Source organism: Streptomyces sp. NPDC048636, assembly GCF_040650655.1.
In the GTDB taxonomy this organism is placed as follows: domain Bacteria; phylum Actinomycetota; class Actinomycetes; order Streptomycetales; family Streptomycetaceae; genus Streptomyces.
The window spans coordinates 187,577-208,848 of the sequence record NZ_JBEZHR010000010.1 but is presented as its reverse complement, the minus strand read 5'-3'; the positions used below and the strand labels follow the sequence as shown (position 1 = coordinate 208,848).

General features: G+C 71.9%; 12 protein-coding genes. 8 read left to right on the top strand and 4 right to left on the bottom strand.

Features of this window, described 5'->3' with window-relative positions; genetic code table 11:
- The first annotated feature begins 17 nt into the window (after positions 1-17).
- Complete coding sequence (locus AB0C66_RS25900) at positions 18-2,207, top strand: 3-hydroxyacyl-CoA dehydrogenase NAD-binding domain-containing protein (protein WP_362443150.1); 2,190 nt, start codon at positions 18-20, stop codon at positions 2,205-2,207.
- 69 nt (positions 2,208-2,276) lie between these two features.
- On the opposite strand, the gene AB0C66_RS25895 is transcribed toward AB0C66_RS25900, so the two are convergent.
- A complete protein-coding gene (locus AB0C66_RS25895; RefSeq protein WP_362443147.1) occupies positions 2,277-3,056 on the bottom strand; it encodes a MerR family transcriptional regulator in 780 nt (259 codons plus the stop codon).
- A gap of 202 nt (positions 3,057-3,258) precedes the next feature.
- Between AB0C66_RS25895 and AB0C66_RS25890 the strand changes: the two genes are divergently transcribed.
- The gene (locus AB0C66_RS25890) at positions 3,259-7,056 is read left to right on the top strand and encodes a glycoside hydrolase family 2 TIM barrel-domain containing protein (protein ID WP_362443145.1); all 3,798 of its coding nucleotides are present in this window, start codon (positions 3,259-3,261) and stop codon (positions 7,054-7,056) included.
- Between the two features lie 71 nt (positions 7,057-7,127).
- Here AB0C66_RS25890 and AB0C66_RS25885 read toward each other — a convergent pair whose 3' ends face one another.
- On the bottom strand, positions 7,128-8,618 hold the full coding sequence (locus AB0C66_RS25885; protein WP_362443142.1) for a M1 family metallopeptidase: 1,491 nt from the start codon (positions 8,616-8,618) through the stop codon (positions 7,128-7,130).
- 188 nt (positions 8,619-8,806) lie between these two features.
- On the opposite strand from AB0C66_RS25885, the gene AB0C66_RS25880 reads away from it, so the two are divergent.
- The 3 genes from AB0C66_RS25880 to AB0C66_RS25870 all read left to right on the top strand — a co-directional run bounded on the left by AB0C66_RS25880 (position 8,807) and on the right by AB0C66_RS25870 (position 14,270).
- On the top strand, positions 8,807-10,795 hold the full coding sequence (locus AB0C66_RS25880) for a Xaa-Pro dipeptidyl-peptidase (RefSeq protein ID WP_362443342.1): 1,989 nt from the start codon (positions 8,807-8,809) through the stop codon (positions 10,793-10,795).
- A 232-nt stretch (positions 10,796-11,027) separates the two neighbouring features.
- Positions 11,028-12,305 carry a M14 family metallocarboxypeptidase gene (locus tag AB0C66_RS25875; RefSeq protein WP_362443339.1) on the top strand — a complete coding sequence of 426 codons (1,278 nt, stop codon included), beginning with the start codon at positions 11,028-11,030 and terminating at the stop codon, positions 12,303-12,305.
- Between the two features lie 261 nt (positions 12,306-12,566).
- Positions 12,567-14,270, top strand: coding sequence for a BCCT family transporter (locus tag AB0C66_RS25870; protein ID WP_362443336.1), 1,704 nt, complete (start codon positions 12,567-12,569; stop codon positions 14,268-14,270).
- Between the two features lie 132 nt (positions 14,271-14,402).
- Here the strand turns inward: AB0C66_RS25870 and AB0C66_RS25865 are convergent, their stop codons facing one another.
- Positions 14,403-15,353: an FAD-dependent oxidoreductase gene (locus tag AB0C66_RS25865; RefSeq protein ID WP_362443139.1), complete on the bottom strand. Its 951-nt coding sequence runs from the start codon at positions 15,351-15,353 to the stop codon at positions 14,403-14,405.
- Positions 15,354-15,493: 140 nt separating this feature from the next.
- On the opposite strand from AB0C66_RS25865, the gene AB0C66_RS25860 reads away from it, so the two are divergent.
- The 3 genes from AB0C66_RS25860 to AB0C66_RS25850 are packed head-to-tail and all read left to right on the top strand — an operon-like array spanning position 15,494 to position 18,725.
- Positions 15,494-16,558, top strand: a complete 1,065-nt coding sequence (locus AB0C66_RS25860) for an oxidoreductase (protein WP_362443136.1) — start codon at positions 15,494-15,496, stop codon at positions 16,556-16,558.
- 24 nt (positions 16,559-16,582) lie between these two features.
- Positions 16,583-17,032 (top strand): ankyrin repeat domain-containing protein, encoded by a 450-nt coding sequence (locus AB0C66_RS25855; protein WP_362443133.1) that lies wholly within the window; start codon positions 16,583-16,585, stop codon positions 17,030-17,032.
- Positions 17,033-17,087: 55 nt separating this feature from the next.
- Positions 17,088-18,725: an ABC-F family ATP-binding cassette domain-containing protein gene (locus AB0C66_RS25850; RefSeq protein ID WP_362443130.1), complete on the top strand. Its 1,638-nt coding sequence runs from the start codon at positions 17,088-17,090 to the stop codon at positions 18,723-18,725.
- A gap of 125 nt (positions 18,726-18,850) precedes the next feature.
- Here the strand turns inward: AB0C66_RS25850 and AB0C66_RS25845 are convergent, their stop codons facing one another.
- Positions 18,851-21,247, bottom strand: a complete 2,397-nt coding sequence (locus AB0C66_RS25845; RefSeq protein WP_362443127.1) for a Tex family protein — start codon at positions 21,245-21,247, stop codon at positions 18,851-18,853.
- Positions 21,248-21,272: the final 25 nt, after the last annotated feature.

Sequence of the window (21,272 nt, the reverse complement as noted above, 5' to 3'; positions counted from 1 at the left end):
CCCTTGGAGACCGTGCCATGACCGAGACCACCACCGCGTCGACCATCCGCTGGGAGCGGGGCGACGACGGCGTCGTCACCCTCGTCCTCGACGACCCCGACCAGTCCGCCAACACCATGAACGCCGCGTTCATCTCCTCCCTCGAGGCCATCGCCGACCGCGCCGAGGCCGAGCGCGACTCCCTCCGCGGCATCGTCATCACCTCCGCCAAGAAGAGCTTCTTCGCGGGCGGTGACCTCAAGGACATGATGCGGGCCGGGCCCGAGCACGCCCAGGAGATGTTCGAGGCGAACCTGCGCATCAAGCGGGGGCTGCGCAGGCTGGAGACGCTCGGCAAGCCCGTCGTCGCCGCGATCAACGGCTCGGCGCTCGGCGGCGGACTCGAGATCGCCCTCGCCTGCCACCACCGCGTCGCCCTGGACGCCCCCGGCTCCCGTCTCGGCTTCCCCGAGGTCACCCTGGGCCTGCTGCCGGGCGGCGGCGGTGTCGCCCGTACCGTCCGGCTGCTCGGGGTCACCGACGCCCTGCTCAAGGTGTTGCTCCAGGGCCAGCGTTACGCCCCGGGGCGCGCCCTGGAAGCGGGTCTGGTGCATGAGGTGGTGGACACCCCGGAGGAGATGGTCAGCCGGGCGCGGGCGTTCATCGACGCCCACCCCGAGTCCGTCCAGCCCTGGGACGAGAAGGGCTACCGGATTCCGGGCGGCACCCCGGCGCATCCGAAGTTCGCGGTCAACCTGCCCGCGTTCCCGGCCAATCTGCGCAAGCAGCTGAACGGCGCCCCCTACCCGGCGCCGCGCAACATCCTCGCCGCCGCCGTCGAGGGCTCACAGGTGGACTTCGAGACCGCGCAGGTCATCGAGGGCCGCTACTTCACCGAGCTGGTGATCGGCCAGACCGCCAAGAACATGATCCAGGCGTTCTTCTTCGACCTCCAGGCGGTCAACTCCGGGGCCAACCGGCCGCAGGGCATCGAGCGTCAGCAGGTCCGCAAGGTCGCGGTGCTGGGCGCCGGGATGATGGGCGCGGGCATCGCCTACGCCTGTGCCAGGGCGGGTATCGAGGTCGTGCTCAAGGACGTGTCCACGGAGGCCGCCGCCAAGGGCAAGGCGTACTCCGAGGGGCTGCTGGCCAAGGCGCTCGCCAAGGGCCGCACCACCGAGGCCGAGCGGGACGCGCTGCTGGCCCGGATCACCCCCACCGGTGAGGTCGGCGACCTCGCCGGCTGTGACGCGGTGATCGAGGCGGTCTTCGAGGACCCGGCGCTCAAGCACAAGGTCTTCCGGGAGATCGAGGCCGTGGTGGAGCCGGACGCGCTGCTCTGCTCCAACACCTCCACCCTGCCCATCACCGTGCTCGCCGAGGGGGTGCAGCGCGCCGACGACTTCATCGGGCTGCACTTCTTCTCGCCGGTGGACAAGATGCCGCTCGTCGAGATCATCAAGGGCGAGCGGACCGGTGAGAAGGCGCTGGCCCGCGCCTTCGACCTGGTGCGGCAGATCAACAAGACCCCGATCGTGGTCAATGACTCGCGCGGCTTCTTCACCTCACGCGTCATCGGCCACTTCATCAACGAGGGCGTGGCGATGGTGGGGGAGGGCATCGACCCCGCCTCCGTCGAACAGGCCGCCGCACAGGCCGGTTACCCGGCCAAGGTGCTCTCCCTGATGGACGAGCTGACCCTGACCCTGCCGCGCAGGATCCGCGAGGAGACCCGGCGGGCCACCGAGGAGGCGGGCGGCACCTGGCAGCCGCATCCGGCCGACGCCGTCATCGACCGTATGGTCGAGGAGTTCGACCGCCCCGGCCGCAGCGGTGGGAAGGGCTTCTACGACTACGACGAGGCCACCGGCAGGCGCGGCAAGCTGTGGCCGGGGCTGCGCGAGCACTTCGGCGGCGGCGGCGAGGGCACCCGCCTGCCGTTGCGGGACATGTCGGAGCGGATGCTCTTCTGCGAGGCCATCGACACGGTGCGGCTGCTGGAGGAGGGGGTGCTGACCTCCGTCGCCGACGCCAACATCGGCTCGATCCTCGGTATCGGCTTCCCGGGCTGGACCGGCGGTGTGCTCCAGTACATCAACGGCTACGAGGGCGGTGTGGCCGGATTCGTGGCGCGCGCAAGGGAGTTGGCGGCGGCGTACGGTGAGCGGTTCACGCCGCCCGCGCTGCTGGTGGAGAAGGCCGAGCGGGGCGAGCGGTTCGCCGACTGACGAGCACCGCCGGGGCGATGGCCACGACCGCCGGTGGACCGGGACGAACCGGTCCACCGGCGGTCGCCGTCAGCCGTCTTCTGTGCGCTCCGCCCGCGCGTCCCGCGCGTCGAGGTCCTGTCCGTACCAGGCGCGCAGCTCCTGCTTCATCGACCGCTGGAAGGCGATCACCAGCGCCTGCACCACCAGCGGCTGCATATGGGCCGACAGCGACTTCTTGGCCCGCACCCGCTCCGGTCCGGCCTCCGACTCCTGGTCCCGCCGCGGCCCCCACACCTCGTCACGGAACAGCCGCCCCAGCTCCCGCGCCGCGGAGCGGGTGTGGTCCACCACCACGGCGTGCGCCGCCAGTATCGTCTCCAGCTCGATCGGCACGTCCAGCAGCCGCATCGCCAGGTTGAGCACCCGCGGATCGATCCGGAAGACCTCCGGATCCCCGGTGGGCTCCAGGGCGTCGAGCGCGGCCAGCCGGTCGATGTCCTCCCGCGTCAACTCCCGCCCCGCGCGCCGGGACAGCTCCGCACGGCTGATCTCCTCGGCGGTGTCCGGGGCCCAGGAGGCCACCATGGCGCGGTGGATGGCCAGGTCGTCGGGGCTCATATCCTCCGGGAGCCGGCCGAGGTAGCGCTCGATGGCGGCCAGCGTCATCCCGTGGTGCTGGAGCTCCTCGATCAGCGCGAGCCGCGAGAGGTGTTCGGCGCCGTAGTGGCCGACCCGGCGGGGGCCGATCACCGGTGGTGGCAGCAGTCCACGGGTGCCGTAGAAGCGGACCGTGCGGACGGTCACCCCGGCACGCGCCGCCAGTTCGTCGACGGTGAGAGTCGGTTCCTCGGTGTCGGGGGTGGTCATCGGGGCGTGCCTCGCTCTCCGGTGTGGCTGCTCCATCGGGTTCATCAGTATTGCTGTCTCATCACTACTGTGAAACCTCTCGTCCCAACCTCGCCATCGCACGGCACGGTGAGAACGGTTGACGCCCCTCCGCTCGCTCAATACTGTGCGACCCCGTTCATCTCTGTTTGGTTTCTTCGGATTCTGTGAGGTGGAGTGGGAATTGAATACAGGTAACGGCAGAACCAGCAGCGGCCCCCGCGGCCCGGTCCGACAGCTGATCGCGGTGGTGCTCGCGATGGCCACCGCCGTCGGGCTCGGTCTCACGGCCGCGGACACCGCCACCGGCCGGGCACCGGCCGCCGACGGGTTCCCCGCGGAGGTGCACCGCTATCTCGAGGACCCCGAACGCACCGGCGAGGGCCAGGAACCCCCGCACGCCCGGCTCCGCCCGGACGGCCCCGACCGGCGGAAGTGGGAGCGCAGCCTCGACGGCCGGTGGCGGTTCGCCCTCGCCGACCGCCCCGAGGACGCCCCGCGCGGCTTCTGGAAGGAGGACTACGACACCTCCGCCTGGAGACGTGTCCAGGTACCGCACACCTGGCAGACCGATGACCTCGACCATCCGCTGTTCCGCAACGTACAGAGCGAGATGGCGCCCGACGCCCCGCCGGAGGTGCCGCGCGACACCAACCCCACCGGGGCGTATGTCCGCACCGTCCAGGTGCCCCGGGACTGGGACGGCCGCCGTCAGGTGATCCGCTTCGACGGGGTCACCTCCGGCTGGTTCCTGTGGATCAACGGCCGGTACGTCGGCTACGACCAGGGCGGCTACGTCCCGGCCGAGTTCGACGTGACCGGCTATCTGCGTCCGGGCACCAACCGGATCGCCGTCCAGGTGCACCGCTGGAGCGCCGGGTCCTATCTGGAGGACTACGACCAGTGGCGCTACGCGGGCATCTTCCGCTCGGTGACCCTGTACGCCACGCCCACCACGCGGATGCAGGACGCCTACGTCACCACCGATCTCGACGACTCCTACCGGGACGCCACCCTGCGCACGGCGGTGGACATCGCGCGCACCCCGGGCGACACCAGCGGCCCGCACCGGGTCACCGGTGTGCTCTACGACCCCCGGGGGCGCGAAGTGCGGCGGCTGAGCGCCGAGGAGCACGCCGGGAAGGCCGAACTGACCGGGCAGATCACCGATCCCGCCAAGTGGTCCGACGAGGCGCCGAACCTCTACACGCTGGTGCTCACCCTGCGCGACCCCGGCGGCAGGGCGGTCCAGACCGTCCGCCAGAGCGTCGGTTTCCGTGAGATCGAGGTCAAGGACAGACTGCTGAAGCTCAACGGCAAACGGGTGCTGATCCGGGGCGTCAACCGCGCCGAGACCGACCCGGCCACCGGACGGCACGCCACCCGCGCCCGGATGGAACAGGACGTCCGGCTGATGAAGCGGCTGAACGTCAACGCCATCCGCACCTCCCACTACCCCTCGGACCCCTATCTCTACGAACTCGCCGACCGCGAGGGCATCCTGATCGACGACGAGATGGAGATCGAGACCCACAGCCACGAGAGCTGCCCGCAAGACTGCCTCGCCGAGCGCCCCGAGTGGCAGAAGGCGTTCCTCGACCGTCACCGCGGCATGGTGGAACGCGACAAGAACCACCCCAGCGTCATCCTGTGGGACACCGGCAACGAGGCCGGGCTCGGCAAGGCCCACTACGCCATGGCCGAGTGGACCAAGGAGCGCGAGCCCACCCGGCCGCTCTACCACCAGTCCAACTGGCCCGACGGCGACGCCCCGTTCGCCGATGTGGCCGGACCCCGCTATCCGACCCCGGCCTCCCTGGAATCCAAGGCCAAGAGCTTCGACAAACCCATCGTGATGGGCGAGTACGCCCACGCCATGGGCAACAGCCTCGGCAACTTCCGGGAGTTCTGGGAGGTGATGCGGTCCCAGCCGCGCGCCCAGGGCGGTTTCATCTGGGACTGGGCCGAGCAGAACATCCGCCGCCCGCTCATCACCACCCCCGACTCCTCCGGCAACAACATCGCCGCGAGCCTGTCCGGCAAACCGGAGGTCGTCGACGGGGGGACCGGATCGAGCGGTGACAAGGCCCTGTACCTGTCCGGCCTGGACGACTTCGTCGAGGTCTACCGCGATCCGCGGCTGGACCTCACCGGCAGCTCCGTCACGCTGGACGCCCGGGTCAAGCCCGCCGACCCCTGGACCGGTGACTTCACCATCGTCAGCAAGGGCGACCAGTACGTGCTGCGGATGAAGGACAAGGACACCCTCGAATTCACGATCACCAGCGGCGACAAGCCCCGTACCGTCACCGCGCCCGTCCCCGAAGGCTGGACCGGCGCCTGGCACCGGGTCACCGGCACCTACGACGGCACCGCGCTGCGCCTCTATGCCGACGGTAAGGAGCTCGCCGAGACCGCCTGGAGCGGCCGGATCGACTACACCGGCTTCGACCTCGGCGTCGGCCGCAACACCGACACCATGGAGGACGGCTGGACCGGCCGCACCGCCAAGGGCACCATCGACCGGGTCCGCGTCTACGACACGGCCCTCGGCACAGGCCGACTGGCGGCGGACGAGGACCCCGCGCGCGACGCCCTGATCGCCCTGGACTTCGACGACTTCAGCCGCAAGGGGAGCTATCTCTCCTACGGGCTCTACGAGTCCGGGGTGGACGGCCTGGTCACCGCCGACCGCAAGCCCGAACCCGAGACCGCCCAGCTCGCCTGGGTACAGTCACCGATCAGGATCACCGAACCGTCCGGTGGCGGGGCCCGTTCGGGCAGGATCACCGTCACCAACGAGCGCGCCTTCACCGGCACCTCGGATCTGAAGCTGCGCTGGAAGGTGACCGAGGGCGCGAAGACCGTCGCGAGCGGCAGCCACGCCCTGGACACCGGCCCCGGGAGCAGCGAGCGGATCCAGCTCCCCGCCCCGCCCGCCGATCCCGGCGGCTACGAACGCCACCTCACCGTCGAGGCCGTCACCGCCCGTGACACCGACTGGGCGAAGGCCGGACACGTGGTTTCCTTCGGCCAGTTCGCGGTCGGGGGCGACAAGGTGCCCGAACCCGCCGCCCGCCCCGACGGCGGCCCGGTCAAGGCCACCGGGAGCGGCGACACCGTGCGCGTCACCGGCGAGGGCTTCGGCTACACCTTCGACAAGGAGAAGGGCACCCTCACCTCGATGCGCGTGGACGGCCGCGAACTCCTGCGCTCCGGGCCCGAACTGGACGCCTGGCGCGCCCCGATCAGCAACGAACGCTCCGACTGGGGCACCGCCGAGGGCAAACGGTGGCGCACCCTGGGCCTGGACCGGCTGCGCACCACCGTGGACGGGGTGGAGGTGAGCCCCGGCGACGACGGCACGGTCACCGTCACCGTCCGCTCCACCGCCGCCGCCCCCGATGTCAGCGGCGCGTCCTTCGGGCAGACCGTGGCGTACCGCGTCGACGGCTCCGGCGGGATCCGCGTACGCCATCGGGCCGAGGCGCAGGGCGCCTTCCGTGAGCTGTCCTATCTGCCGCGGATCGGGCTGAAGCTGCGGGTGCCCCAGCGGTACGACACCTTCCGGTGGTACGGCCGCGGCCCGGTGGAGAACACCAACGACCGCAAGGACGGCACCCCCATGGGGGTGTGGTCCTCCTCGGTGGCGGACCAGTACGTGGAGTACCTGAAGCCGCAGGACCACGGGAACCACGACGAGGTGCGCTGGGCCTCGCTCACCGACGGGCGCGGCGGCGGACTGCTGGTCTCCGGTGACCTCGAGGTGGCCGCCACCGCGTACGACGAGCTCGACCGCGCCGCCTATCCGCACTTCCTCGAGCGCAACGACGGCTGGCACACCCTGCACGCCGACCACGCGGTCACCGGAGTGGGGGACACCCCCCATCCGGTCCGCGACTCCTACCGGGTGGAGGCCGACCGGGCCTATGACTACACCCTGACCCTGCGCCCGCTCGGCCCCGGCACCGACTCGCCCTAGCCCGGCGCGGATCCGTGCGCGCCGGACGGGCGTCAGCCGCCCGCCCGGCGCGCACTACCGCGGCGCCGGTGTCAGCGCCGGTGGGCGCTGTGCGTGGCCTGGATCCGGTCCCAGGACTTCGGCTTCGCCACGGCCTTGGCCGGACTCACCGCCGCGTCCCGCGCCGCCGCCGCGGCGGGCTTGGACGGGGTGTACAGCCAGGTGCCGAAGAGCTCGTTCAGCGGCTCGCCGGACACCTTCTCGGCGTACGTCACGAAGTCACGCACCGAGGCGTTGCCGTACTGGTTCTTCTTCGTCCAGCCCTTGATGATGGCGAAGAAGTCCTTGTCACCGACCTTGTTGCGGAGCGCCTGGAGGGCCAGCGCACCCCGGTCGTAGACCGCGTCGTGGAACTGGTTCTCCGCACCCGGGTCGGCGGGCTTCACCGTCCAGAACGGGTCGTCCGCCGGGTAGGAGGCGTAGGTGTAGTCCGCCAGCTCCTGCGCGGTGCCCTCGCCCTCCTTCTCCGACCACAGCCACTGGGCGTAGCTGGCGAACCCCTCGTTGATCCAGATATCCCGCCAGTCCTTCAGCGAGACGCTGTCGCCGAACCACTGGTGGGCCAGCTCATGGACGACCACCGAGGCGTTCGCGCCCCTGGAGAACTGGCGGGGGCTGTAGAACGGCCGGGTCTGGGTCTCCAGCGCGTACCCGGTGGGCACGTTCGGCACATAGCCGCCCAGCGCCTCGAAGGGGTACGGGCCGAAGACCGTGGACTCCCAGTCCACGATCTCCGCCGAGCGCTCCACGCTCGCCCGTGCCGCGCCCGCGTTGTCGCCGAGGTCCTTGCTGTACGCGCTGATGACCGGCAGACCGCCCGCGGTGGTGTCCTTGGTGATGTCGAACTTCCCGACCGCCAGCGTGGTCAGATAGGTGGCCTGCGGTTTGGCGGAGCGCCAGTTGTAGCGGGTCCAGCCCAGCCGGGAGCTGGTCGACTGGAGGGTGCCGTTGCTGATCGCCTGCGTCCCGTCCGGAACCGCGACCGACACGTCGTACGTGGCCTTGTCCAGCGGATGGTCATTGCTGGGGTACCACCACCACGCCGCCTCCGGCTCATTGGCCGCCACCCCGCCGTCCGGGGTGCGCAGCCAGGCGGTGAACCCGCCCGCCTGCACCTTCGACGGGGTGCCCTGGTAGCGCACCACCACGGTGAAGGGACGGCCCTTGTCCAGCGGCGTGGCAGGGGTGATCTCCAGCTCGTGGTCGCCGGTCGCGGTGAACGCCGCCTTCTTCCCGCCCACCAGCACCTCGCTCACATCCAGCGCGAAGTCCAGGTTGAAGCGCGACAGGTCCTGGGTGGCGGTGGCCAGGACGGTGGTCGTGCCCTCCAGCCGGTCCGTCGTCGGCTGGTACTTCAGCCGCAGGTCGTAGTGGGAGACGTCGTACCCGCCGTTGCCGTACGACGGGTAGTAGGAATCCCCGAGGCCGGGGGCGCCCGGGGTGGCATCGGCCGCCGACGCCGGGATCGCCAGCAGCAGGCAGGCCGCGGCCGCGCCCGGGACGAGGAGTCTGTGGTGACGCACGAGTCCTCCAACTCGTAGGGGAGAACGATCACTCGCGACTCTATGTACTCCCGGTGGCTTCCGCCCGTCCATCCCGCCGTCTGACATGTAATCGACATCCGGCCGATACGCCCCCGGCCGCGGAACCCCCGGTTCCCGGTGCGCGCCTCTTCTGCCCGGGAGTTGACTCGCGCTACCGTCCGGCCGTGCTGCTACCGAGGCGGAATACCCGCATCCACTGGACCACGCTGATCCTGTTGTCGGTCACCGCGTTACTGGCCGCCGCCGTCACCCTGCTGCCCCCGCTGGGCGCCCAGGCCGCCCACGCGGCCACCGCCGGACCCGGCGCCGGGGAGAGCAGACCCGTCTACTCCTACCGGCACGCCATACGCGAGTCCGTATGGGTGGACACCAGGGTCGACGGCGACGCGGACGACAGGACCGACCGTGTCGCCGTCGACATCGTGCGGCCGCGCGAACCGGCGCAGGCCGGCCGTCGCATCCCCGTCATCATGGACGCCAGCCCGTACTACGCGTGCTGCGGACGCGGTAACGAGAGCCAGACCAAGACCTACGACGCGGCCGGAAAACCCGTCCGGTTCCCGCTCTACTACGACAACTACTTCGTACCGCGCGGCTACGCCACCGTCCTGGTCGACCTCGCCGGAACCAGCCGCTCCGACGGCTGTGTGGACATCGGCGGCCGGTCCGACATCCAGTCCGCCAGGTCCGTCGTCGACTGGCTGAACGGCCGCGCCCGTGGCTATGACGCCCCCAGCGGCGGCAGAGCCGTCACCGCGAGCTGGTCCAACGGCGCCACCGGAATGATCGGCAAGAGCTACGACGGCACCGTGGCCAACGGAGTGGCCGCCACCGGCGTCAAGGGGCTCAAGACCATCGTGCCCATCGGCGCCATCTCCTCCTGGTACGACTACTACTTCGCCCAGGGAGCCCCGCTCTTCGACTCCGGCCCCGACGCCCTCGCCGACGGCATCGAGAGCGACGCCGCCCATGGACGCTGCGCCGAAGTGCAGCGGCGGCTGGTCGAGGGAGCGCCGCGGACCGGTGACTGGACCGGGCTGTGGAGCGCCCGCGACTATGTGCCCGACGCCCGGAAGGTGCGCGCCAGCGTCTTCGCCGTCCACGGTATGCAGGACCTCAACGTCCGGACCAAACACCTCGGACAGTGGTGGAACGCCCTCTCCCGCGCGGGGGTCGAGCGCAAGATCTGGCTCTCCCAGACCGGCCATGTCGACCCGTTCGACTTCCGGCGCGGCGACTGGGTGCGCACCCTGCACCGCTGGTTCGACCACTATCTGATGGGCGTCGACAACGGCATCGAACGCGAACCGATGGCCGATGTCGAGCGCGCCCCCGACCAGTGGTCCACCGACCGCGTCTGGCCCCCGTCCGGCACCCGGCAGACCACGCTGCGCCCGCGCGGCGGCGACACCCCCGGTGTCGGTGTTCTCGGCACCCGGCGGGCAGCGCCCGGCACGACCGAGACCGTCACCGACAACCCCGCGCTGAGCGAGGCCGACTGGTCCGCGCGGCTGGGGCAGTCCACCCCGGACAAGGCGGGCTTCACCACCGGGCCGCTGAGCCGACCGCTGCGGCTGTCCGGCTCGGGCACGGTGACCGTCACCGCCACCCCCTCCACCACCAGCGCCCACCTCTCCGCCGTCCTGGTCGACGTCGGCCCGGCCACCATCCGCGACTACACCGGTGACGGCGAAGGGATCGTCACCCATGACCGGCGCACCTGCTGGGGGAGCAGTACCGAGGGCGACAGCGCCTGCTTCAAGGAGACCGCGGCCGATCCCGCCGGGGTCGACCACACGGTCATCAGCCGCGGCTGGGCCGATCTGGGCAACTACGCCGGTGACGGCAAGGGCCGCCCGCTGACCCCGGGCAAGCGCTACACCCTCACCCTCGACCTCGCCGCCACCGACCACATCGTCCCGGCCGGACACCGGCTCGCCCTGATCATCGCCGGGACCGACGCGGGACTCATCGAACCGCCGGACACCACACCGCGGCTGACGCTCGATCTGCCCCGCACCTCCGCCCGGCTGCCGCTGGTCGGCGTAGTGCCGGACACCACCGGCGCTCCGTCCGCCGGACCGCTGAAGAAGGGCGTCGCCGCACCGGATCCGGGACGGGGCGACCGGATGCCCGGCGCCCGCACCACCGGCTGACCCACCGCCACGCGGTGTCCGGCACCCGCCGGGCACCGCGTGTCCGCCGTGGCGCCGGACGTCGGCCGGGACGGCCGCGCCGGTGGAGAAACCCGACGTCGAACGGGGTATCCGAGCCGAGCCCTCGGGTACAGTGCGTCGCGCATCAGCGCGACAGCCACCCCCCGGCTGCCGAGGAGGCACCCGTCATGCCCTCGTCCCCCTTGTGCTGCGCGCGGCGGTCTGCGGCGCCATGGGCGCGGTCCTGAGCGGATCCGTACTCATCGCCCCCGCACGAGCCCAACCCTCCCCGCCCCGCACCGGTTTCGAGACCAGCCACGGCGCCCGCTGGACCTCCCGAGCCGAGGAAACGGCGTTCCTGGCCACGGTGGACAAGGCGAGCCCCCGGGTCGCCGTCGACCGGATCGGCACCACCGCCCAGGGCCGCCCGCTGCGTCTGGTCCGGGTCGGTGCGGACAGCGCCCCGGCCGACCCCGCCCACGCCACCCGCAACACGATGCTGCTGGTGTGCAGCCAGCACGGCGACGAACCGTCCGGCCGCGAGGCGTGTCTGTCCACCGTCCGCCGCTTCGCCTACGCCAAGGACGACGCCACCCGTGACTTCCTGAAGCGCACCGACGTCCTGGTCGTGCCCACCGCCAACCCGGACGGCCGCGCCGCGGACACCCGTACCAACTCCCAGGGCCTGGACATCAACCGGGACCACATCGCGCTGGAGTCGGCCGAGGCCCGCGCCATGGCGGCCGTGATCCGCGACTGGGCCCCCGACACCGTCTACGACCTGCACGAGTACTCACCGACCGCCCCGTACTACATGAAGGACGTACTCACCCTGTGGCCACGCAACCTCAACACCGCGGACACCGTGCGCCACGAGGGGCGGACCCTGTCCAACGGCCATGTCCGGCCGAGCGCCGAGGCCGCGGGCTACTCCACCGGGGACTACGGCATCTGGACCGACCCGGAGACCGGTGAACCCGTCGAACAGGTCGCCGGAGACGGCCAGGAGCGGATCCTGCGCAACACCGTCGGGGTGAAGAACTCCGTGGGGCTGTTGGTGGAGACCCGCACCGATCCCCTCACCGACGAGGAGGAGGCCGACCCCGCGCTCAACAACCGGCGGCGGGTCGGCTCCCACCTCGCCTCGCTGAACGGTGCCCTCGGCTACGTCACCCGGCGGCGCGACCGGATCGAGGCCGTCACCACCACCGCCCGGCTGGCCGGATACGCCGACCGTGGTCCGGTGTACCTCGGCGGCGCCGACAACGACCCGGCCGAGGAGAACGAGATCCTCCGGGACCCGCCGTGCGGCTACCGGCTGGACGCCGCGCGCTACGGCGAGGTCGAGGACGAGCTGGCGCTGCACGGAGTGCGGGTCCGCCCCGATTCCGGCTCCGCCGGCGGGGTGCTCGTACCGCTGCGCCAGTCCGCGCGGGCGCTGGTGCCGCTGCTGCTGGACGAACGCGCCGCGTATCGCCTCACCACCGGACGGCCCGCCGATGACTGCTGACCGCCGGAAGATGCCTCCCATGGCGGCTGCCGGGCCGTGCCCGACCCGTCGAAAAGAACGAGGAAACCGGCGCTGACCTGGCAATCCGGGACATAGCGACGCCTTGGAAGGTGGCATACCGCACCGACTGCTGGGTAGCCGGGAAGTCGTCGATCAAACATCTTTCACCTCCAGTGAAATCCAGTGAGAGGTTCTTGCGTGACGGAGACAGGTAAGACCACGGGGGACGCCAAGGGCGGTCCTCCGGGCACAACAGCTGATATCGGAGCTTCGGAGGGTCCGGAGCACCGGACCCCCCGGACCGACCGTGTGGTGTTCGGCGTCTCCGCCGCGCTCACGCTCGCCTTCGTCATCTGGGGCGCGGTCGCCACCGACACCCTCGAGAACGCCTCGACGGACATGCTGTCCGGGCTGATGCACAACGGCGGCTGGGCCTTCGTCCTCGTCGCGTCGGGCTTCGTGGTCTTCGCGCTGTGGCTGGCCATGAGCCGCTACGGGAAGATCACGCTCGGGAAGGAGGGCGAGGAGCCCGAATTCCGCACCGTGTCATGGGTCGCGATGATGTTCAGCGCGGGTATGGGCATCGGGTTGATGTTCTACGGCGTGAGCGAGCCGCTGTCGCACTTCGTGAGCCCGCCGCCGGGCACCGACCCCAAGGGCGCGGCCGAGGCGATGGAAACCGCCATGGCCACCACGCTCTTCCACTGGACGCTGCACCCGTGGGCGATCTACGCGGTGGTCGGTCTGGCCATCGCGTACAGCACCTTCCGGCGCGGCCGTCGCCAGACCATAAGCGCCGTCTTCACCCCGCTCATCGGCCGTGGCCACGCCAACGGCTGGGCCGGCCGGGTCATCGACATACTCGCCATCTTCGCCACCCTCTTCGGCTCCGCCGCCTCGCTGGGTCTGGGCGCGCTCCAGATCGGCAGCGGTATCGAGGTGCTGGGCTGGAAGAGCGATGTGGGCACCGGGCTGCTGGTGACCGTCATCGCGATCCTGACGGTGGCGTTCATCGCCTCCGCCGTCTCCGGTGTGGCCAAGGGCATCCAGTGGCTGTCCAACATCAATATGGTGCTGGCGCTGTTCCTGGCCGTCTTCGTGTTCATCGCGGGCCCGACGATCATCATCCTCGATCTGCTGCCCACCTCGATCGGCGGCTACATCGGCGATCTGCCCCAGCTCATGGGCCGCACCGAGGCCACCGGCGGCAAGTCGGTCGCCGAGTGGCTGAGCAGCTGGACGGTCTTCTACTGGGCCTGGTGGATCTCCTGGACGCCGTTCGTCGGCATGTTCATCGCCCGCATCAGCCGCGGCCGCACCATCCGGCAGTTCGTGGGCGGTGTGATCCTCGTGCCGAGCACCGTCAGCCTGCTGTGGTTCGCGATCTTCGGCGGCTCGGCGATGAAGCTGAAGGCCGCGGGCAGCCTGAGCAAGGAGAGCACCCCCGAGGGGCAGCTGTTCGGCGTGCTCGACCAGTACCCCATCGCGGGTGCCATGAGCCTCCTGGTGATGATCCTCGTCGGCATCTTCTTCGTCTCCGGCGCCGACGCGGCGTCCATCGTGATGGGCACGCTCTCGCAGAAGGGCGCCTTCGAACCCACCCGGTTCGTCGTGGTGTTCTGGGGCGTGGTGACCGGTGCGGTCGCCGCCGTCATGCTGCTGGTCGGCGGCGGTAGCGGCGATGCGCTCACCGGCCTCCAGAATCTGACGATCCTGGTGGCCGCGCCGTTCGCCGTGGTGATGGTGGGGCTCTGCTGGGCCCTGATGCGGGACCTGCGCCGGGACCCGCTGATCGTCCGTGGCGAACGGGGCGAGGAGGCGGTCGAGATGGCCGTCATCGCCGGACACGAGAAGTACGACGGCGAGTTCGAGATCCGCATCGGCCCGGCCACCCCGCCGGACCCGCCGCGGGACGGCGACGGCGCGGACGGCCCGGTCGACCCCGCCCCCGCGGGCAAGGCGTAGCCCTTCCGGTCATCAGCGGCCCGGCCCGGTGTCATCCACCGGGCCGGGCCGTCCGCGTACCCCCGGTCCGCCGGGCGACGGGGGCGTGGCGCATGCGCGCGGTCAGCCTGTGCGCGGTCAGCCTGTGCGTGGTCAGGCAGACAGCCGGGCCGCTTGGTGGGCGCAGCCCCAGGAGACCGTGACGCCCGCGCCGCCGTGGCCGTAGTTGTGCACGAGGCGGGCGCCGTCCGGGAGTTGTCCGGTCTCCAGCCGCACCTGGGCGCGTGCCGGGCGCAGGCCCACCCGGTGGGCCAGCACCCGGGCGTTCGCCACCCCCGGGTGGACCCGGGCGCAGCGGGCGACGATCGCGTCGGCCGTCGCCGGGTCCGGCTCCAGCCCCCAGGCGTTCTCGCGCGCGGTGCCGCCGAGCACCAGGCCGTACGGCTGCGGCAGGACGTACAGCGTGTCCGACGCGGCCCCGTCGGCGGCCACCAGCCACTTCTCGACACCCGGGTTCTCCACGACCACCAGCTGCCCCTGCACCGGGTGCACCCCGGTGTCCGGCACCAGCTCCCGCGCGCCCAGGCCCGTGCTGTTCACCACGAGCGGGGCGGCCCGCCCGGCCTCGGCCGGGGAGGCGGCCGCGCGCTCCTCGACCGTTCCGCCCGCCGCCTCCAGGCGCCGCCGCAGATAGCCGAGATAAGTCGGCATGTCGACCAGCGGAACGCGCGCCCGCAACCCCGCCGAGAAGCCCTCCGGCAGCTCGTCGGGGCGCGCCGGGCGCAGCCCCGGCACCTCCGCCGCCCAGGGCCCCAGCTCCTCGACGCCGAGACCCGTATGCGTGCCCTCGACCAGCCGGACCCCGGTCTCCTCCGGCCGGGCCGCCAACTCCAGGAAGGCGCGCAGCGTCTCGACGGACCAGGCGGCCACCCGCTCCTCCGGTTCTATCCGGTACGGCCACCACAGCCCTCCGGCCACCGCCGAGGTGGTGCGCCCGGCCGGGTCGCGGCTCCACACCGCGACCCGGCGGCCACCCTCGGCCAGCACGATGGCGCTGGTCAGACCGATGACTCCACCGCCGATGACAATCGCGTCGCACGTCATGCCCGGAGGCTATCCCCGGGGCGGGGGCCGGACGCCAGACCGTCGTGCGCACTTCCGGTTCGCAGGTCGGATGTGTCGCCGATCGGCGGTTATACAGGCGCGTCGCGGTGTCCATGCGCCGATGAGTGAATACTTGGGGCATGACCTCCGAGTACGTGACCTTCGGGCTGACACCGGCCGTCCGCGCCGGCGATGTGCTGGCCGACGGCACGTATCAAACCCACCGTGACTTCCTGGACTTCCTCGTGGCGGGCAGTCCGCTGCTGCCGCGCCTCGCGGACCTCGACGTGGTCTCCCCGCTCGCCTGCGACCTCGACCCCGCCGTCTTCACCGACCAGGTCCGCGGACTGCTGCTGGAGACGGACGCACCGCTCGACGGCGGCCGGTTCGTCCTCTACGGCTGTCCGGAGTGCGAGGGCCCGGCGGGCGAGGGCCTGGCGTGCGGCGCGGTCACCGCCGTCGTCGAGCGGGACGGGCCGGACGTGGTGTGGCGGGACTTCGTCTGGCAGACCGACCCCGGCACCCCGGACCTGGCGCGGGACGGCTTCCCCGGCGTCGGCCCCTACCGCTTCCACGGCGACCAGTACCGCACCGAGCTGAAGTGGCTGCTCACCGACGACGGCGGCCCGGACGCCCGCCCCGCGCCCCGGGCGCTGCTCATCGGCCACCGCGTCGCGGTCCTCGCCAAGCTGGCCGCCGCGCTGCGGCGGATCGGCATCGGCGCGGAGATCACGCTCGACGCGGCGGGCGCGCACCCGGAGGAGCTCCGCAAGTACGGCGTGGTGGTCTTCGGCCGGACCGTGGGCCGGGACGAGCGCGACGCGGTGCGGGACGCCTGCGCGGCGGCGCGCGCCGATGTCGTCTTCGTGACCGGGCACGTCCCCGTCGTCCCGCTGCTGGTCGCCCAGGTCGAACAGGCCCTGGACCGCACGCCGTTCGACCGCCGCAGACTCCTCGGCCTGCGGGCGTCGGGCACGGCGGCGGTCGTCGACGTGGCCTCCCCGTGCCGGGTGCGGCTGGCGGTCCACCGCCTGGACCGGTTCTCCCGCCCCCGGAGCCATGAGGTGTTCGACGGACAACTGGAGCCGGGCACCCACCGCCTGGTCCTGGACGCCCGCGCCGTACGCGGCGAGGCGTATGTCGTGGCCCGCACCCGGGACGCGGTCCTGACGGCTCCGGCGGACGGCCCGGCCGACCTCGTCTAGAGTCCTCCGCCGAGAAGGGGGTCGATGTCGATGGACGGGTCACGGGACACGGGAGAGCGCGCGGAAGGATGGAATCCGCGAGCGGCGGGTGCCGAGCTGTTCGAGGCCGTCGACCGCGACGACGCGGCAGCGGTCCGATCACTGCTGGCCGGTGGCGCGGACATCGAGGCGGCCGACCCACGGTCCCCGTTCCACGACGGCGAGACCGTGCTGATCGGCGCGGCGGGCCGAGGAGCCGCGGACACGGTGCGCCTGCTGCTCGATGCCGGTGCCGAGGTCAACGCGCGCTCCGCGTCGGGATGGACCGCGCTCATGCGGGCGTGCGATGCCGGGCACCTGGACTGCGCGCGTGTGCTTCTCGACGCCGGGGCAGCGGTGGGGGCACGCAACGACGAGGGCTACACGGCCCATGGACGCACCGCGATCAGAAACACGGAGCTGATACGGCTGCTCGAGGAGCGGGGCGCGGACTGACCCCGCGGAAAACGGGGCGGCGACGACCCCGGCCCGGCGATTAGGATCGCCGCTGATGAATGCCACTCTCGTCGCCAAGGACCTCGCCGCGGGCCACGGCGACCGCACCCTCTTCTCCGGTCTCGACCTCGTCGTCGCCCCCGGCGAGGTCATCGGCCTCGTCGGGGTCAACGGCGCGGGGAAGTCCACTCTGCTGCGGCTGCTGGCGGGGCTGACCGACCCGGAACACGGCGCGGTGCGGCTCAGCCCGCCGCACGCCACCGTCGGCCACCTGCCGCAGGAGCCCGACCGGCGGGCCGGGGAGACCGTACGGGCCTTCCTGGCCCGCCGCACCGGTGTGGCCGCCGCGCAGGCCGAACTCGACGCCACCACACAGGCGCTGGCGGACGGCACCCCCGGCGCGGACGACGCCTACGCCGTCGCGCTGGAGCGCTGGCTCGCGCTCGGCGCCGCCGACCTCGACGAGCGCGCGGACGAGGTCGCCGCCTCGCTCGGGCTGGACATCTCCCTGGACCGGCCCATGACCGCCCTCTCGGGCGGGCAGGCCGCCCGTGCCGGACTCGCCTCGCTGCTGCTCAGCCGGTACGACGTCTTCCTCCTCGACGAGCCGACGAACGACCTCGACCTCGACGGGCTGGCCCGGCTGGAGAGCTTCGTCACCGGGCTGCGCGCCGGGACGGTGCTGGTCAGCCACGACCGCGAATTCCTCACCCGCACCGTCGACAAGGTGCTCGAACTCGACCTCGCCCAGCAGGAGGTGAACCTCTACGGCGGTGGCTACGCCGCCTATCTGGAGGAGCGCGAGACCGCCAGGCGGCATGCCCGCGAGCGCTACGAGGAGTACGCGGACACCCGCGCCTCCCTGGAGGCACGGGCCCGCACCCAGCGCGCCTGGATGGAGAAGGGCGTCAAGAACGCCCGCCGCAAGGCCCCCGACGGCGACAAGATCGGGCGGAACGCGCGGGTGGAGGCCACCGAGAAGCAGGCCGCCAAGGCGCGTCAGACCGACCGGCTCATCGAGCGACTCGACGCGGTCGAGGAGCCGCGCAAGGAGTGGGAGCTGCGGATGGAGATCGCCGCGGCACCGCGCGCGGGCGCGGTCGTGGCGACCCTGCGCGGGGCCGAGGTGCGGCGCGGCGACTTCCACTTCGGCCCGGTCGACCTCCAGATCGACTGGGCGGACCGGGTCGCGGTGACCGGGGCCAACGGCTCGGGCAAGTCCACCTTGCTGGCCGCCCTGCTCGGGCGTCTGCCGCTGGACGCGGGGGCGGCGGCGCTCGGCCCGGGTGTGGTGGTCGGCGAGGTCGACCAGGCCCGTGCGCTCTTCTTCGGCGGGGAGGCGCTGCTGGACGCGTTCGGCGCGGCGGTGCCGGAGCTGGAGCCCGCGGCCGTACGGACCCTGCTGGCGAAGTTCGGGCTGAGGGCCGCACATGTGCTGCGCCCCGCCTCCACGCTGTCGCCGGGGGAGCGGACGCGTGCGGCGCTGGCCCTGCTCCAGGCCCGTGGGGTCAATCTGCTGGTGCTGGACGAGCCCACCAACCATCTGGACCTGCCCGCGATCGAGCAGCTGGAGTCCGCGCTGGCCTCGTACTCCGGCACGCTGCTGCTGGTCACCCACGACCGTCGCATGCTCGACGCGGTCCACACCACCCGCCGCCTCCAGGTGACCGACGGCCACCTCACCGAGTCCTGACCCACGTCGCCCGACCTCCGCGGCCTCAACGGGCCGTGGCCGAAGGGCCGGTGGCGGGAACGGCCGTGGCCCGGCGGGCTGTGCTCGCCGGGCCACGCGTCATACGCCGTATCGTGCCGCGTTCGTCAGCGACGCTTGGGGTCCAGCAGCCCCGCTCGCCGCAGGGCGTCGGCCATCGCGCCGTTCGCCGGGGCCGCGTCGCGACCGCCGCCACGGCCGCCCTGGCGCTGCTGCGGGGCGCCCCGTCGGCCGCCGCCGCGCGGTGCGCGGCCGTTGTCGGGGCGCTCGCGGTCGCGGTCACGACCGCGGTCACGGCCACCGCCGCCACCGGAGCCGCCGCCCGCCTCGTCGTCCAGCCGCAGCGTCAGCGAGATCCGCTTGCGCGGGATGTCCACGTCGAGGACCTTCACCCGCACGATGTCACCCGGCTTCACCACGTCCCGCGGGTCCTTGACGAACGTCTTGGACATCGCGGAGACATGGACCAGACCGTCCTGGTGCACACCCACGTCCACGAACGCGCCGAACGCCGCCACGTTCGTCACCACACCCTCCAGGACCATGCCGGAGGCGAGGTCGCCGATCTTCTCGACGCCCTCCTTGAACGTGGCGGTCCTGAACGCGGGGCGCGGGTCGCGGCCCGGCTTCTCCAGCTCCTTGAGGATGTCCGTGACCGTCGGCAGACCGAAGGCGTCGTTCACGAACTCGTCCGGACGCAGGCTCCGCAGCACCGCCGTGTTGCCGATCAGCGAGGTCACCTCACCACCCGCCGAGGTGACCATCCGGCGCACCACCGGATACGCCTCGGGGTGCACGCTGGAGGCGTCCAGCGGGTCGTCCCCGCCGCGGATCCGCAGGAAGCCCGCGCACTGCTCGTAGGCCTTGGGGCCGAGCCGGGACACGTCCTTGAGGGCGGTACGGCTGCGGAAGGGCCCGTTGGTGTCGCGGTGGGCGACGATGTTCTCGGCGAGCCCGGCGCCGATTCCGGAGACCCGGCTGAGCAGCGGGGCGGAGGCCGTGTTGACGTCGACCCCGACACCGTTCACACAGTCCTCGACCACCGCGTCGAGCGAGCGCGAGAGCTTCACCTCGGACAGGTCGTGCTGGTACTGGCCGACACCGATCGACTTGGGGTCGATCTTCACCAGCTCGGCCAGCGGGTCCTGGAGGCGGCGGGCGATGGAGACCGCGCCGCGCAGCGAGACGTCCAGGTCGGGCAGTTCCTGGGAGGCGAAGGCCGAGGCCGAGTACACCGAGGCGCCCGCCTCCGAGACCATGACCTTGGTGAGCTTGAGCTCGGGGTGCTTGGCGCACAGCTCGCCCGCCAGCTTGTCGGTCTCGCGGGAGGCGGTGCCGTTGCCGATCGCGACCAGCTCGACGCCGTGCTCACGGGCCAGCCGGGCCAGCTTGTCCAGGGACTCGTCCCACTTGTTGCGGGGGACGTGCGGGTAGATGGTGTCGGTCGCGGCCACCTTGCCGGTGGCGTCCACGACGGCCACCTTCACACCGGTGCGGAAGCCGGGGTCCAGACCCATCGTGGCGCGGGTGCCCGCCGGGGCGGCGAGCAGCAGATCGCGCAGATTGGCGGCGAAGACGCGCACCGCCTCGTCCTCCGCGGCCTGCCGCAGCCGCAGCCGCAGATCGATGCCGAGGTGGACCAGGACCCGGGTGCGCCAGGCCCAGCGGACGGTGTCCAGCAGCCAGGGGTCGCCGGGGCGGCCGCGGTCCGCGATACCGAAGCGCTGGGCGATGGAGCGCTCGTACGAGGAGGGGCCGGGCTGCTCGGCGGCCGCGGGCTCCTCCGGCTCCAGGGCGAGGTCGAGGACCTCCTCCTTCTCGCCGCGGAACATCGCCAGCACCCGGTGCGAGGGCAGCTCGGTGAACGGCTCGGAGAAGTCGAAGTAGTCGGCGAACTTGGCGCCCGCCTCCTCCTTGCCCTCCCGCACCTTGGTGGCGACCCGGCCGCGCCCCCACATCCGCTCGCGCAGCTCGCCGATGAGGTCGGCGTCCTCCCCGAACCGCTCGGTGAGGATGGCGCGGGCGCCCTCGAGCGCCGCCGCCGGGTCCGCGACGCCCTTCTCGGCGTCCACGAAGGCGGCCGCGGCGGCGGTGGGCTCCACGGACGGATCCGCCAGCAGCCCGTCGGCCAGCGGCTCCAGACCCGCCTCGCGCGCGATCTGCGCCTTGGTACGGCGCTTGGGCTTGAAGGGGAGGTAGATGTCCTCCAGCCGCGCCTTGGAGTCGGCCCCGCGGATCTGCGCCTCCAGGGCCTCGTCCAGCTTGCCCTGGGACCGCACCGATTCGAGGATCGCGGTGCGCCGCTCCTCCAACTCCCGCAGATAGCGCAGCCGCTCCTCGAGCGAGCGCAGCTGCGCATCGTCGAGCATCTCGGTCGCTTCCTTGCGGTAGCGCGCGATGAACGGCACGGTAGAGCCGCCGTCGAGCAGCTCGACGGCGGCTTTGACCTGCCGTTCCCGTACGCCGAGTTCCTCGGCGATCCTGCCTTCGATGGACGTCGTCACGATCACGCTCCGCTTTCGGTATGCA